The sequence below is a fragment of the Paenibacillus campinasensis genome (genome assembly GCF_002272015.1).
Lineage (GTDB): Bacteria > Bacillota > Bacilli > Paenibacillales > Paenibacillaceae > Paenibacillus_AQ > Paenibacillus_AQ campinasensis.
Map to the genome: position 1 here is coordinate 69,886 of NZ_NPBY01000063.1, position 13,954 is coordinate 83,839.

22 protein-coding genes are annotated in these 13,954 nt (G+C 51.1%); all 22 read right to left on the reverse strand.

The features are described from left to right. Nucleotides 1–7: 7 nt before the first annotated feature. On the reverse strand, nt 8–298 hold the full coding sequence (locus tag CHH67_RS19695; RefSeq protein ID WP_095267064.1) for a hypothetical protein: 291 nt from the start codon (nt 296–298) through the stop codon (nt 8–10). A gap of 81 nt (nt 299–379) precedes the next feature. Further along, the gene (locus CHH67_RS19700) at nt 380–520 is read right to left on the reverse strand and encodes an XkdX family protein (RefSeq protein ID WP_095267065.1); all 141 of its coding nucleotides are present in this window, start codon (nt 518–520) and stop codon (nt 380–382) included. Continuing rightward, a complete protein-coding gene (locus tag CHH67_RS19705) occupies nt 521–886 on the reverse strand; it encodes a hypothetical protein (RefSeq protein ID WP_095267066.1) in 366 nt (121 codons plus the stop codon). 17 nt (nt 887–903) lie between these two features. Then, on the reverse strand, nt 904–2,250 hold the full coding sequence (locus CHH67_RS26850; protein ID WP_244908264.1) for a pyocin knob domain-containing protein: 1,347 nt from the start codon (nt 2,248–2,250) through the stop codon (nt 904–906). An 11-nt stretch (nt 2,251–2,261) separates the two neighbouring features. After that, nucleotides 2,262–2,903 (reverse strand): hypothetical protein, encoded by a 642-nt coding sequence (locus CHH67_RS19715; protein WP_095267067.1) that lies wholly within the window; start codon nt 2,901–2,903, stop codon nt 2,262–2,264. Then, the gene (locus tag CHH67_RS19720) at nt 2,896–4,068 is read right to left on the reverse strand and encodes a baseplate J/gp47 family protein (RefSeq protein WP_095267068.1); all 1,173 of its coding nucleotides are present in this window, start codon (nt 4,066–4,068) and stop codon (nt 2,896–2,898) included. Before CHH67_RS19720 ends, CHH67_RS19715 begins: the two co-directional genes overlap by 8 nt. Beyond that, entirely contained in the window at nt 4,058–4,420 is a 363-nt protein-coding gene (locus tag CHH67_RS19725) for a DUF2634 domain-containing protein (protein WP_095267069.1), read from the reverse strand. The genes CHH67_RS19720 and CHH67_RS19725 overlap by 11 nt, the downstream gene beginning before the upstream one ends. Continuing rightward, a complete protein-coding gene (locus CHH67_RS19730; RefSeq protein ID WP_095267070.1) occupies nt 4,417–4,797 on the reverse strand; it encodes a Gp138 family membrane-puncturing spike protein in 381 nt (126 codons plus the stop codon). Before CHH67_RS19730 ends, CHH67_RS19725 begins: the two co-directional genes overlap by 4 nt. Then, nucleotides 4,794–5,582 (reverse strand): phage protein, encoded by a 789-nt coding sequence (locus CHH67_RS19735; RefSeq protein WP_095267071.1) that lies wholly within the window; start codon nt 5,580–5,582, stop codon nt 4,794–4,796. Before CHH67_RS19735 ends, CHH67_RS19730 begins: the two co-directional genes overlap by 4 nt. Continuing rightward, nucleotides 5,575–5,895, reverse strand: coding sequence for a phage baseplate plug family protein (locus CHH67_RS19740; RefSeq protein WP_095267072.1), 321 nt, complete (start codon nt 5,893–5,895; stop codon nt 5,575–5,577). The genes CHH67_RS19735 and CHH67_RS19740 overlap by 8 nt, the downstream gene beginning before the upstream one ends. A gap of 8 nt (nt 5,896–5,903) precedes the next feature. Then, on the reverse strand, nt 5,904–6,440 hold the full coding sequence (locus CHH67_RS19745) for a phage baseplate protein (protein WP_095267073.1): 537 nt from the start codon (nt 6,438–6,440) through the stop codon (nt 5,904–5,906). Next, nucleotides 6,440–8,626, reverse strand: coding sequence for a phage tail tape measure protein (locus CHH67_RS19750; protein WP_144029289.1), 2,187 nt, complete (start codon nt 8,624–8,626; stop codon nt 6,440–6,442). Before CHH67_RS19750 ends, CHH67_RS19745 begins: the two co-directional genes overlap by 1 nt. A gap of 66 nt (nt 8,627–8,692) precedes the next feature. Beyond that, a complete protein-coding gene (locus tag CHH67_RS25995; RefSeq protein WP_144029290.1) occupies nt 8,693–8,881 on the reverse strand; it encodes a hypothetical protein in 189 nt (62 codons plus the stop codon). Next, a complete protein-coding gene (locus tag CHH67_RS19755; RefSeq protein WP_095267075.1) occupies nt 8,844–9,155 on the reverse strand; it encodes a hypothetical protein in 312 nt (103 codons plus the stop codon). The genes CHH67_RS25995 and CHH67_RS19755 overlap by 38 nt, the downstream gene beginning before the upstream one ends. Before the next feature lie 33 nt (nt 9,156–9,188). Continuing rightward, nucleotides 9,189–9,584 carry a DUF3277 family protein gene (locus CHH67_RS19760; RefSeq protein WP_244908265.1) on the reverse strand — a complete coding sequence of 132 codons (396 nt, stop codon included), beginning with the start codon at nt 9,582–9,584 and terminating at the stop codon, nt 9,189–9,191. 14 nt (nt 9,585–9,598) lie between these two features. Further along, nucleotides 9,599–10,603: a DUF3383 family protein gene (locus CHH67_RS19765; RefSeq protein ID WP_095267076.1), complete on the reverse strand. Its 1,005-nt coding sequence runs from the start codon at nt 10,601–10,603 to the stop codon at nt 9,599–9,601. Further along, complete coding sequence (locus CHH67_RS19770; RefSeq protein WP_095267077.1) at nt 10,590–11,087, reverse strand: phage neck terminator protein; 498 nt, start codon at nt 11,085–11,087, stop codon at nt 10,590–10,592. The genes CHH67_RS19765 and CHH67_RS19770 overlap by 14 nt, the downstream gene beginning before the upstream one ends. Further along, on the reverse strand, nt 11,074–11,418 hold the full coding sequence (locus CHH67_RS19775; RefSeq protein ID WP_095267078.1) for a head-tail adaptor protein: 345 nt from the start codon (nt 11,416–11,418) through the stop codon (nt 11,074–11,076). Before CHH67_RS19775 ends, CHH67_RS19770 begins: the two co-directional genes overlap by 14 nt. A 2-nt stretch (nt 11,419–11,420) precedes the next feature. Beyond that, nucleotides 11,421–11,906, reverse strand: coding sequence for a phage virion morphogenesis protein (locus tag CHH67_RS19780; RefSeq protein WP_095267079.1), 486 nt, complete (start codon nt 11,904–11,906; stop codon nt 11,421–11,423). 11 nt (nt 11,907–11,917) lie between these two features. Further along, a complete protein-coding gene (locus CHH67_RS19785; RefSeq protein ID WP_244908266.1) occupies nt 11,918–12,469 on the reverse strand; it encodes a head-tail connector protein in 552 nt (183 codons plus the stop codon). After that, nucleotides 12,432–12,665 (reverse strand): hypothetical protein, encoded by a 234-nt coding sequence (locus CHH67_RS19790; RefSeq protein WP_095267082.1) that lies wholly within the window; start codon nt 12,663–12,665, stop codon nt 12,432–12,434. The genes CHH67_RS19785 and CHH67_RS19790 overlap by 38 nt, the downstream gene beginning before the upstream one ends. A 54-nt stretch (nt 12,666–12,719) precedes the next feature. Continuing rightward, nucleotides 12,720–13,949 carry a phage major capsid protein gene (locus CHH67_RS19795; protein ID WP_218832046.1) on the reverse strand — a complete coding sequence of 410 codons (1,230 nt, stop codon included), beginning with the start codon at nt 13,947–13,949 and terminating at the stop codon, nt 12,720–12,722. Nucleotides 13,950–13,954: the final 5 nt, after the last annotated feature.

Here is a 13,954-nt window from a genome sequence, read left to right on the forward strand (position 1 = left end):
TCCTTTCTTATTTATCTTCGAGCTTATCCAGTCGCTTATGGGCTTGCTTTGCGGATTCTTCGACGCGCGTGATTCGTTCGGACAGCCCGTCCATTCGTTTTCCGATCTCTCGTATATCCACACGGATATCAACAATACCTGTCTTAATGTAAGACACATCCGTTTGAAGCGACGCGTCCGCTGTTGCTTCTTTGGCGACCTCGTCCCTGTAAGATTTGGTCTTACCGTGCCAGCCTAGCAAGATACCGCTGATACCTGCCAATGCGGCGATAATGGTCGTAAGCACGCTCCAGTCCACCCTTCTTCCCCCTGTCTCTATTCGGATAAAAAAGAGCCCTCGGACCACTCCAAGGGCATAAAAAATACGCCTTTCGGCGCGCTACGCTACATATTTGATTCCGGTGATTTGCTGGTATTCCTCCGGCGTGATCATCTTGGCCACGACAAAAGTTTTCAGGCTGTCATCAGTGTATAACGGATGTTGGTTGTCATAATATCGCTTGACGATCGGATACCACATTTACTCTGCACCTCCTTTCAGTGCAGCGACTTCGAGCAAAAGACTGCCTACGGTATCCTCAAGGGATGATATTGTCGCCTTGTCGTTGGCGCTCTCCAAGACTAAATTACCTATTGTCAGGTTTAATTCAGCATTAGCCTTTTGTAATCTCGATAACACGCTATCCGGTGCGATGTAGTCGTAATAAAGAGTGTTGTTCTCTTTATTTAACATCAACACTGGAGACAGACCTGGTATATCTTCCGGTCGAGGTATGCTCTCCTCTTCAGTTTGAATGCCCTCAGGCACCATTTGTTCAGGTTGGACATTGGTAATTGCTGCTCGAACGGCATTCGAATTTTCTTGACAAATAACATAAATACCCATTTCGCTATCTCCTCTCTTTACGCATAGGACACAGTCCCTTGCACCATATGAGTTACGCGCATTGTATTGTCATTAGGTGACGGGTTTTGAGCCTTTATTTCAAGCACCATCGGTCTCGACCTATCAAAACCCGTTGTCGAGATATCAAATCTGTTCATGTTAGGGTTAGGTCGTGGAAATACATTATCAGCTACAGATGAATATGTTCGTTTATTAGTCACAAGATTAAGTAAAAATCTCGGAAAATATCTACCGCCGTATGTGCTTCTGCTCTCATTAAGGACCTCTAGCTCCATGCCGTTGGCATCTCTTAACACTACATTAAGGATGGAAACGTAAGCGCTCAGTGGTTGTTCAACTTTTAGATATATACCATCAATAGTGCTACTTACATATTCAAAACTTATCATCTTAACACCCGCGGGGATGTCAGCAATTTTATAACGTTGTGTCGTATTTGCCCATACCATATAGTCCTGTTGAGAAAAATCAACGTAAACAGAGCCCGATGGCGTTTCTGTTTTAATCTGCGATATCTTGTTTGCCAATACCGCAAATTCATCGCTACCTGATGCCGCAACTCCTTTGCCGCTAATGGCGGTAGCGATCGCCTGTTTCCCGTTAGCGACAGATTGAAAAAGCGCATCATAATCAGACTGTTGCAGTATTTTTCGCCATGTAGACCATCCGTTTGAAAATTCTGTACGAGTCCTAAACATTCTCAATTGAGAAGTTACTGAAGTGAGCGTCTGGATTACATAAGAACCAGATACGGCTACCTCTAAAATACTCCAATCCATATTTGAGGGGACGTTAGTATAATTGGATGCTGCTAGCAGTTGATAAAAGCCTGATGTCACTACATTATTTAGGTCGCTACCTATTGCCAACCCTCCCATTACCCTAACCGCATTCAAGTTAACGTAATTCTTCGCATTAGCCTCAGCGGCGTTCGCCTTTGCTTGCGCTCCTGCCGGGGTCTCTGCCGCGTCAGCCTTTGCTTGTGCAGCAGCTGCAGCGTTAACGCCTGCGCTCCCCCGGTCATAGGCATCCTTTACTGCCTTCTCGGTTGCGGCCACATTCTCCCGCGTCCCGTTCGTGGCATTGGACAGCTGCACGATACCTTTTTGCGTCAATGAAGCATCTTGGATATCGACATCAATCGCATTTATTTGCTCCTGGACCCACGCCTGTTCCGCCGCCTTTTCTTGCAGCTCTTTAAGTGCCTCCGAGGTTAAATTCATGAACCAGTTCCACCATGCGGCAGGCGGCTTGTCGTTCACTTGCCAACCTTCCTGTTTCTTTGATTCGGGAGGCTCCACGCCGGGTGCGCCCCATGTTGGTGCCTTCTTATCGAATGCCAAGCTAATCCCTCCTATATCGGTAATGGATAATCATCGCCCGGGACATAAACCTCTCCCAAGGTTCCGCCGGTTGTCATTTCTTCATCTGCAAATCCAGTTGGCCCGGTTTCTAGCTGGTCATACTGTGAAGAAAACTGAAACGTCCCGGTCAACTCGATTTGAGCAACCCGGACACCCGCGGCCACCGTTTTTTGAATGATCTGTCCGAACTGCAAAGGCGACATCCCGACCTCGTTAAGGCGTTTGGTGGGTACCTTGATAAGCGATATAGCAGCCGGCTCCGGCTCCGCCGGATCATTAAATTTAGGGACAATGCGGATATCCGAATATGGACAATCCAGCGCAAGGGATAGGACCTGAATGATCGTATTTACATCTGTTTTGGACAAGTTTCGGGCAATTTTTGATTTCAGAAGAACCCGGTATACCTCGTCCGTTGATGCCCCCCTTGTCTGCACGATGTTTTCCCCGATCCGGTCCAACGTAGTGCCTTGAGCCTCGTCAATGGACCGCCAGTCCCGTACGCGCTCAAGGGTGTCGTTCACCTGCCGCAGTTGACCGTAAAGAATGCCGATGAGCTTCCCAAGGTTGCTTTGCGGGTCTTTGTTGTAGGCGTCGGCAAAGCGCCGCATCATGTCCTTTAAGCTAAACATGGCTTGTCACCTCGATGTCCTCAGCCTTCACCTGAGCCACTTGAAACGGCTCGATATGAACGTTCTCAGTCCCTAACACTCCGCTCGTACCAACCTTGATAACAACGTCCTCAACCCCTGTTACACTGTAGACGGCGCTGATCAAGCGTGTATAAACCACTTGGGCGCCCATATTCAGACCGTTGTAATAGCTGCCGCCATCTTCGCCACCAACGTACCGGACCAAGGCCGATCGGATTAAATCATCACCGTCTACCGGATAGCTGTCGTTTTTGGTGACATCTACCTGGATTTGCAAGGCGACTTCCTGCGCCCGGCTAAATTTGACGATATGCGGGTAGCCTCCCAGGTCCATGACCTCCACAGAAATGTCACCATACGATTCAATGCCGGCCGCGCCTTTATCAAAGATCGATTTGGCGATGGCTTGATTATCTCCCCCAAGCACGTACGCCTGATACGACTTTGGCGGCCGACCGGCGCTGTCCAACTGCGTTGTAAAGTTTGGAATGACTGTAGCTGCTCTAACACTTTCAAGCCGCAACAAAGCCCCTCGAATCGCATCGACCGAAGCCGCTCCGCCGCCAGCTACGGCTTGATCCATCCGGTCCCGGAATTCGGCATCGGTTTCCTTCTCCCGACCGCCTTGGGTACGCTCCGGGTTCGTAACGGCTGTGATATCAGGGTTTGGATTCACGATAATCGTTATGGAGCCGGCAGCTACATTCCCCTGAGAGCCCGGCGCCATTGCCTCGACTTTAACTGTAGCCTTGCCGTCAGCTCCAAGGGTGAAAGGTTCGATTGTTTCAAAATAAACGCCGGTCTCTGTCGCTACCTGAAATCCCGCTTCCTCGGTCCTGCCTGGCGTTCCCGAAATGACGACGGACCCGGTCGCCCATTGCTCTAAGATTCGCGTCACTCCCGAATAGGGTCCAAGCCTGTCCAGGTTGTTTCCCTCGGCGGTGTTCTTATAGGCACTGTTGTATACATCCTCAGCCACTCCCCAGATCATCGCCAAAAACCATGCAAAAAGCCGCAGGATGATTCCCAGCGGCGAACGTTCAGATGTATTAATATTTTCCCCGAAGGCTTCTTTGGCCTTGTCTTCGATTTCGTCATACAAGTCTTGGAATCGCCTCCGCTTGAATCCGGTTCTATCCAGCACCGATTTCCACCCCCTCTTGTATGGTTTCGCCATTGATTCCGGTCGCAGTGAAGGTGACCAGCATCGTTCGAGATTTACGATTGATCGTAAACTCCACATTTTCGACCGATTGAATGCGGCTCTCCTGCAGCAATCCGGCCGTCAGCTCATCGCGCATCTGTGCCTCGTCGATCTCTTTACCAAGAAACAGTTTGAAGTTGATTCCCATATCCGGATTCAGAAACCATTCATTTTTGTTCGTCCCGATCCCCAGCCGGCAGCATTGCGCCAATTCCTCGGGGCCTTCGATTGTTACCATTTCGCCGCCAGCAAAAACAAGGTCTCCACTTTGATCCACTTTAAGCGATATCATACGAACACCCCCACGATGACGGCGTCATTGATGTCGTGCATGCGGGCGCTGTCCGGCGCTGCCACTTGGCCGCCTAACGTGTTCTTGATTTCCCGATCCGCACAAACGACATATACCACATCGCCCTTCTCATAAAACGGCTTCTCGATCTCGATCTCCGGTCCGATCCTCCGTTTTCGGCCAAGGGCAGGAACGTTTTGAATGACGGCCGGGGCATCGTCGCCAGTGCGGACCAGGGGCTGTACATCTGCCCGACAGGTGGATTCGTCAAACGACACCACCCGGCACGGGATCGCCACATGTACCCCGGACATTGCGCGATTGACGAACCCCTCGATAAGCCTCGATAATGTACCTGCTGCATCCACTTTGCTCATAACAATGCCTCCATTTCCGTTGAGAAGTCCCCTGTCCGGCTAATGCGATGACTGCCGCTTCGGACGTGCAGCCTTCCGCTAAACTGTTCGCTTTCCAAGTCGATAACCGAGGCAGTCGTGATTCGGTACTGTAGCTGGGATTTAAGGTTATACCCTTTGGTACCCCCATCCTCGAAATACTCAGGGGATTCAATCAACCCGGTCTTCTTGGTCAGATTGAAGACGCTATCCCCGCCTCTGCGAAGGCTGCGCACATAAAGCTTGCCTTTATTGATGTAAACGGACGTGCCGCAGTCCTTTGCCACCTTGGATATGATCTCGGTTACCGGCCCTTTGGCCGTATATCCGTCCTGGTACCGGTAATCCTGGTTGAGGTGCATCTGAGCCACCGGCAGGCCGATGTACCGGGCCATTTCCTTAATGATGTGGCTGGCAAGCGTATTCTTGGCGTAGGCAATCTCTTTCACAACCCGTTTCGAAAGGTCCTCTGAGTCAAGCACGTTGATGACCGTAATTTTGTCCACGCCGTCCCGCTGCGTCTTTACGCTGGAGATATAGCCGTGAAGCACGACCCCCGAATCATCCCGGTAGCCGGCGTTCATCATCAGCACTTTGCCGCGCTTGATATTGTTCAGGGTATCGCTCGAAAGGTTCCATATCTTAATTTCTGCCTCATTTGGCAGCGTGTCGTTGTCGAACGGGATGGTCGCCTCGATGTTGAAGTCATCCATGGAGAACTTTATGTTTTCGGTCATGACTTCGGCCACCCGACCAAAATTATTCATCGTCCTCACCTTCAATCACATATAAAAAGACGCTTGTTCCAAGTGTCTCCCAAGTCACAGCCGTGCTTAGTTCGGATTCGTCATAAGGTACGATAGGCAGCTTCGGGAACCGGTTATCCATGACGTCATAAAACAGAGGCATGCCGTATACCAGCTTTTCCCCGACCGCCAGCACATCGCCATCTCGCTCAAGATCCACCGTAAAAAAATCATATTCAGCGTTGTAATGGACCTCAAACGTGAACACTTCGTCTGCAATCGAAATATCAAAGCGATACGGAATTTGCTCTTTTTCAATGTCGATGTACTCCATAATTCACCTCATTGCGCCCACGGGCTTCCCGGCTTGAATTTCACCCTTTTCACTTGCTCTTTTGTGGCTGCCTTGGACGCCTTTTTATTCTTTGTTTTCGATTTGGAACTGCTCTTGCTTTTCTTTTTGTTCTTGGTCTGTTTGGTGCCGGAATTGACGATTTTCACCGTTTGCGCCTTGATCGGCACCGGCAAATCATTAACGTATGATGTTGTCGCAATACGAATTTCCTTGATGGATAGGGAGAAATCAAATCCGGTCGCATTCCGATAGCTCCGGGTCGGAGCAAACCCGGTGATGAGGCCCGAGAAGGTCGTCCGGCCAACGTACCGAACAAGAGTCCCCTTCTCGCTGGCTTCCTTCAAAAAGGTCTCAATCTTGGCCGCGTTTTCCACAACGGATCCGGTCAGAGAAAGTACCCGAGGTTTACGCTGCACGTGATCCGTTACGTCGATATCCTTCTCCACCGGTTGCTCCGTGACATCCACGGAAAAATCATACGATTCGTCTTCCACCATGAGGTAATGCCCATTGATCGTTGCCATTAGTCCGCAGCCACCTCCAAGCCATTTCGACGAGCCACACTCTCAAACAGATCGTTAATTTTCGCCAATAGAACCGATTCCTCATTCGGTCCCAGCGTAGAACCAGACAGATTGATATTCAAACTAATTTCCTGCCTTGTCGTAGCACCGCCTGAACTGCTTGCACGCGCAGGCGCCAAAGGTGCCGATTCTCCGCCAGAGGAATACGCTTTGTTTTCTTCAGCCGTCAATACTCGCTCGCCTTCGTGCAGCTCCGCGATATATCCGTCAAATGGAACATTCGCAAGGCCGTTTGCGTGGCTGCCGTCCACCGGGATTTCCGGAATTTCCGGGATGTTGATGGCGAATTCTTTTCCGCCCAGCCAATCCGGCAACTTGATCGATAAGGCGCTGTTGATTTTTCGAATCATGCTATTGATCAGGCCAGTGATAAAGTTTACACCGTTAGCGAAGTTGTTTTTGACGTTCGTCCACATATTCGTAAGTCCTGTGGATATCCCTTCCCAAGTGCTGGTTGCCGTGTTCTTGATTTTGTCCCATACCCCGGTGACAAACGAAGCGATATTGTTCGCAATTGTCGAAATGGTGTTCCAGATCGTATTCCATGTATTGGTGAAGAAAGCCACTATCGCACTGAATACGGCCCTGGTCATTTCTCCAAAAGCGTTCCAATTTGCCACCACGGTATTGACGATACTCATGACGACAGAGGTAATAGCGTTCCAGGCAGCAGTTCCCCATGTCACGAAAAACTCCACTATGGAATTGAAGAGACCAACAACCCAGGTTTTAAAGGTGTTCCAAACGTTGGTTAGCCATGTACTAACTGCACCCCAATTTTTGAAAATCAGGATCACTCCGGCTACTGCAGCAGCCACGCCGAGTGCGATCGCGACAAACGGCAGCCATGGCGCTACCGCAGCCCATCCGGCCGCAGCCATAGCCCACATGGTCGGAATAAGTTTAATGCCCATAACCATAGCGAACGCACCTAATGCAGGGCCAATAACATCAATATTGTCTGCTAGGAATTTTGCAGTATCACCAGCAATACTGAATCCAGCCGCTAACGAATCCATAACAGCGCCGCCAACCTCTGTTATTTTCGGCCCGGTCTGCTCTAGCCATTGGGAGAACTCTACAAGGTATGGCAACAACTTATCACCCAAGGGCTGTAGGATCCCTGTTTCCATCTGCCGGCCGATCCGGGCGAATGCCTCTCCGGGAGTGTTCATCTTGATCGCATTCAACTCGCCCATTTTATCGATAGTCATATCGAACTCATTTCGGGCGGATCCCATCGCTAGAATGACATCCGATTGCAAGTCCTCGAATTGGGTTCCGAACAACCCAAGGGCTACCGTGTTCTGATCCACAGGATCGGCAATGTCTCCGATCATCGAAATGATTTGATCGAATGCCGCCTTCGCTTCCGGCCCGCCTTCCGCGAACGTCCTCATCATTTTTTCGGCGTTAAGCCCCAGCATCTCGTAGGCCTCGATTGCTCCGGTGTCGCCGGCATCCTTGGACCGGATGGTGAATTCCTTCACGGCATCATTGATTTTGTCTAAGTTAAAGGCACCTTCCTTGGCCCCCGCCGCCATGACATCGAACATTGATTCTGCATCGAAGCCAAGTTCCTTATAATGGACCGAGTATTCATCTAGGGAATCGAGCAATTCCCCAGAATAGTCCAGGCCCTTTTGCGAACCTTGAGCAATTAGTGAAAAGGCCTGTTCGGATGTGATACCAAAGTTTTTCATCATGGTATCAACCGATCGTACCGATTCAGACACCTCATATCCGAAGGCTTCCCGCAAGAGAAGAGCATCCTGAGTCATTTCCTTGAGTGCTTCGCCTTGCGTTTGCGTGATTTTGGCTGTTTCGGCTATGGCGCTCCCAAGGTCCTGCCAGTTCTCCCCAAAGTTATCGTTGTACAGGTCCGTAGCAATGGCCTTCGTTTCTTCCATCTGTTCGGCCGTCATACCAGTCGCCATTTGGACGGTCTTCATCGAGTCGTTAAATTCGTTGGCCGCATTCACCGCAGCCACACCGATTCCAACAACCGCAGCCGTTACCGCTCCGGCAGCCACCCCGACAGCGGCCCAATTCGTCTCCATCTCCTGTACTTGCTTGTCGGCCTTCCTCAGAGCTCCATCAGCCACCTTGAAGCCAACCGCAAACATGAGGTTACTTATAACAGCCACCCACTACACCCCCCTTCCAAACCAAAAAAGAGCGCCCGGGGGCGCTCACTTCTTTTGCTGGTCTTTTTGCTGTTGTTTGATGTGGATGTCCAGAGCTGCATTCGCCTCCATGATGTCGTCAAAATCCATCCGGTCTAAATCGCTGTAGGTGATGTTCATATCCGAGAGCAGCAACCGCCACATGGGCCAGCGTTCCCTAGCCCTCCGTTCCGCTTCCGCCTTGCTGATCGTCACTGTCTTCACCGTCCTGATCCCGGCCGGAAATAAACTCATACGCGGCGTTAATGACCTCGGAATATTCTTTGTAGGTCGGGAAATCGTCAATTTTCAGTTTCGGATTAACGATAACGTGCTTCAGCATTTCATCAGCCAACCGTTCCTCCATCACAACACCGAATTTATTTTTGCTGGCATCATTGATTTTGGATACGGCCCGGACGCCTGGAAATTGGAATACGTACTCTGTTCCTGATTTAGATGTATAGGTTTTCTGTTTGAAGTTTGTCATTTGGATTACCCCTTTTCTTTAATTTGGATTGATTTAGCTAATATCTGCGTCAAGACATTGAACTTCGTATTCTCGATCCCCAGCCTCGGTACCGTAGGACCGCGCTGCCGGCTTCTTGATATAAGCCTCCGTCACCGTGATGGTCTCCTTCGGTTCGCCGTTATAGATAACGGATACCGGAACCAGCTCCCCAGACACGGCAAGTTTGTCTAGCATTGATACTTGCGGGCTTGTTGCAAGGAGCGTGATAGACAACGTTGCCAATGGGTTATTGATTTTGGCCCTCACTACATCCCCTTGCGCTCCAACCTTTGTCTCATATCCGTCTTCGTCCTTTTCGAATTCGGCCATATCTTCACCAAATCCGGTAAGGTACACGCCGTTAACCATGACCGTTAAATCTTTCGGATCATATGTTTTTACTGCCACTTCGTTTCCCCTCCTTAATAGGTCACTACGCCGCGAATAGTGGTTTCGTGGATCGCTCCGGCCAACTCAAATGCAAACGTACCGCCGTTATAGACCCGGCTCGCCCGCTCTAGTGGCGTTGTTTGCTCCCTCGTCTTGAACGTGGTGCTGTACAATCCAACGCCGTCCGCTCCCCGGGCAATGATGCCTTGATTCAAGCAGCGCTGCAGCACGGTGCGCACAACGCCCTCGATTTGAGCAATGCCGGTGTTGTCATACCCAATCTTCCGGTCCCTAGCGTTGTTGAACAGCTTCTGCACTTCGTATTCCAGTGTGTGAATGACAAAGTGCTTGGAATGGATGACGTCGATATACTCACCGGAGACGGTTTTACCTTCCGATGTGACCGGGTCGCCCGCTTTGGTTACGTAGGTGAGGGCGCCAAGGTCGTGAATCTCCCGCAGCTCGGCTGCCGTAATATCCAAAGGTTGAATCCCTTTCAGGCGCTGCCCCTTCCAAGTAATGCTTCCAACTGGCTTCGACCCCGCTTCCCCGACCAATGCCGCCTCTGGGTAATTGTCAATATTGGTGTGGTAGAACACAAAGGTGTTCTTATATTCCTTGGCTTTAATCGCCGTCATATCATCTTTGCTGCTTGTGCTGACCGCAAATTGCCGGGCATCCGCAGCCTCAATGGCATCGGCGATTGCCGTGATGTCCTCCAACGTGCTGCGAGTGCATACCGCAAAGTACCAATCTTTATCGAAGATCGTTGGCAGGAAATCATCCCATGTGCCGGCCGTCGCCCGCAGCATCACCGCAACCTCTGGCGGTCGGTTGTCTTGGTCGAGAATTGCTTTAGCCGCCTTGTAGACCTCCGAACCTGTAGTGAATTCGGCTGCCACTTCGGATAGTTCCGTGTAGGTTTTGTATGGCTTTGCCGTTGCAGACGTGCCGATGATCAACGGTTTACCGAAACCGACTATCGGCGTTGGCTTCTGAATGTCAATAATGACGTTTACGTCTTTAATTGCTGACAATGGTACCAGCTCCTTCTATATTTACTTTTTCAATCGGATACAGCTTGCTTCGCGAAACTTCTGGCATTCTGAACACCACCTCGAACCCATGCCGGCGCTCCCATTCAGCCTCAACAGCAATATCCCGGTTCTCGACGCGGCCGATTTCATGAACGATGATCCAAAAGGCATCCTTCAAGATATCGTGACCGTCCGTTTTGAACCATTCCCGCGCCCGCAGCGCGTTGTTCATGCTGGTCGGGGGATCGTCGGCATAAGACAAAAAAGAGACGGTAAATTCCACCGTCTCAATCTGTTTAATATGATCCCCGCTGTGGATCTCGACCGGGAAGCCGCGAACGCGCTCAAAACCGGGTTCGAAATGATACGTCAAGAATGCCGTTTGCGGAATGCTGCCGCCACCGTTCATGTGAATGACCTGCAGGCCGGTATACTCGGATAAACTTTGCACCAGCAGCTTTCGAATGTCATTATACGGGATCATTGACAACCCTCTTTTTGGCAATGTATTTGTTCGTGTCTCGGTAGTCCCGATCTTCCGGCATGTCGATGGTGTATTGAATGCCTTGATATTCAATCAGGTCCCCAGGCTCGTGCCGATGCGCCGTAAAGAGCGCTCGGTCGTCAGCCGTGTAATTGCCACCTTCGGCCAACTGCAACTCCGCCGAAACTGGCTGGAAATGCCCCTTTAGCGCAACCCGGACAGGCTCGGCGGGGATCGGATCGCCGTATTCGTCATACCCTTGACCATCGCCCGGCCGCACCAGGAAATAGGGCTTTTCGTATTTCTTGATGATTGAGTTAAAACGGAACATCACTACCGCCGTCCTCCCCTCTTCGGTACAATGACCGCTGTGATCGATTCCCGAAGCTGCTCTTCATCCCGCAGGATCTTCTTATTCCCCTTCCGCTTGGCGTAGATCGGAGATAAAGGCGGAGTGCGGAGCTTGTCGAAGTTTTTGAGCACTCGCTCCTTTCCGACATCGCCAATTTTTCGCAGCAAGTCATCGGCATCGAGGTTTCCAGTCACCAACTCGACTACACCCTCTTTGACCACGCGGGCGATCGGAGTTTGTGCCTTTTTCTTCCCGGAGCCTATGAAGGACCGGGCCGGAATGCCGGCCTTGATCGATCCGTATTCATGGATGCCGGCGATCATCGCCAGTTCTTCGTCACCTTGAGCCCCGATATGAACCTCACGCGTGACCAAGTCCTGCAGCGTTTCGATGATCCCCGGCAGGTAAGTATCTTCCGTGACCTCAATGTTTGCCCGGCGGTAGCTTCGGCGCCTCTTCTTCGGCATCCTAAATCACCTCACAACTGAATCAGCGCTTTGACGACATCCGGCAGCCCCTTGCTCTCGTCATAGGTCACGGAAATATCTCCTACCCGCTCCGACTTCACGCCCGGGGAGCGCAGCAGTATTTGAGCAAACATGATGCAGGCCAGCTCAATATTTTCCGGCAGTGTGGCCGGCGGTGCGCCCGCCTCGTCGCTTGGCAGGATATACCCGGCCAAATACTCCACCTCGACCAATCGCGCCCCACAGGGCCAGCCAGTGCGCCGAAACAGCATACCGTTTTCGGGTTCGATGACAAAGGAATCGGGATCCTGTTGTTTTCCCTCGACTCGGAGCATGAAAACCTCATGAACGGGATAATTTCGGAGTCGGAGGAATTGGGTTCCAGAGCCGTCCAGCGTTTGCCGATATGGCTTGTATGCGTAACTCCGATTTGTTTCCCGTTCAATGGCTGCCGATGCTGCTTTCAAGACCGTTATGATTTCAAGGTCCTGGGATGTGTCATCTTCCGGAACGCCAAAAAATCGTTTAGCTTTTTTCAGACTTGCCAGCATTTTTATCACCATCTGCGCCCTTCTCGGCCGCTTTCTTGGCTTCCTCGATTTCGGCTTTGCTTGCTTCCTTACCGATCACATCCGCGGCCTTCAAGACGGCTGCCCGGTCCTCGTCAGCTTCATAAATGGAGCCCTTCGTGATGATTTCGTTCGTTTCCTTGTCTACGAAATCATTCGTGACATGGTAATGCTTTGTTTTCTCAGCCATGATAATCACTCACTTTCTAAATAAGATAAAGCCCGGGCAAAGCCGGGCTTAGGGTTACGGTGCAGGGATGCCCAGCTTCACAAACGGCGATACTTCGTAACCATTCTTGAGTGTCAGCGGACCATTAAGCCAAGGCTTGCCGTCTACGTTCCAAAACGCCTTGATGATCGTTTTGTTCTGCTTGAACAACGGATGTTCGGAAGCCTGGATGAAGATCCCCGCGCCATCTTTTATCACGTAGTAACCAAAGTCCGTCAGTACCAGATCGCCGTCCTCGCCCAGGATTGGGGAGTTTTCAGAGAATCGGATCGGATAGCCCAGCAAGGTGCCTGTCATTTTATCCGCAATATTCGGCTGGAAGATCAGATTTCCGGCATCGTCCTTCATCGTCAGCAATTGCGGCAGGATCGATTGGGAACCAGCCCATACCAGATTTCCGCCGAGCTTCGCTTTCGCCAACATGCCGACAATATCGGCATAGGTGATAGTGCCGGCTGTCTTCCTTGCCACCGTCACGGTTGCCGGGGAACTAATCGCGCCAAGCGGCTTAGCCGTACCGTTGCCGTACAAGAACGCATCATCTTCGGCTGCAGCAATGGCCCCGCGGAACAATCGGGTGACAATTGTATTGATGGCCGACGAGTTCCGGAGCAATTTGTCCGTAACGACGATATGGCCGGCTACTTCATGAGGCGTCAAGTTCAGGTCTTTAAACTTGGCATTGGTTTCCGGCTTTTCATCGCCCTCACCGATCCAGTTGACTTCAACGCCGCCGTACATGTTGCTTCCCGCCCCTTGATCAAGCGCCGGGAACGTCATGCTTGCATCCGGCGTATCCTCGCCGGCAGGAATCACCAGTGCACGCGGGCGCACGATTGCCGATTCTGGTGTTACTTCGAAGAGCTGCGCCGAAAATTGCGGAGGAACAAAAATACCGCCGCTGGTGTTATTCTTCATCGCCAGCTCGCGGTATTCTTTAAGGCGTTCATCATGCGGATTTTCTCGATAGGTTTTCACCATCTCTCCAAAGCTGCGGAATTCAGATTCATGCTGCGGATCGTCCGGTGTGCGCTTGGTGCCGCCGCCAGACATCGCAAGGGCTTGCGAACGCTCTTCCAATTTGATTTCACTTTCTAAATCCCTTGCCTCAGCTTCCAACCCCGTGAATTTCGTCTCTTCTTCATCCGTGAAGCCGCGTTTCTCGCCTTGGGCAGCCTCGATCATCGAGCGCATTTCATCCTTCTTTGCTGCAAGTTTCTTTCTCAGTTCGATCAGGTTTTTCACAATGA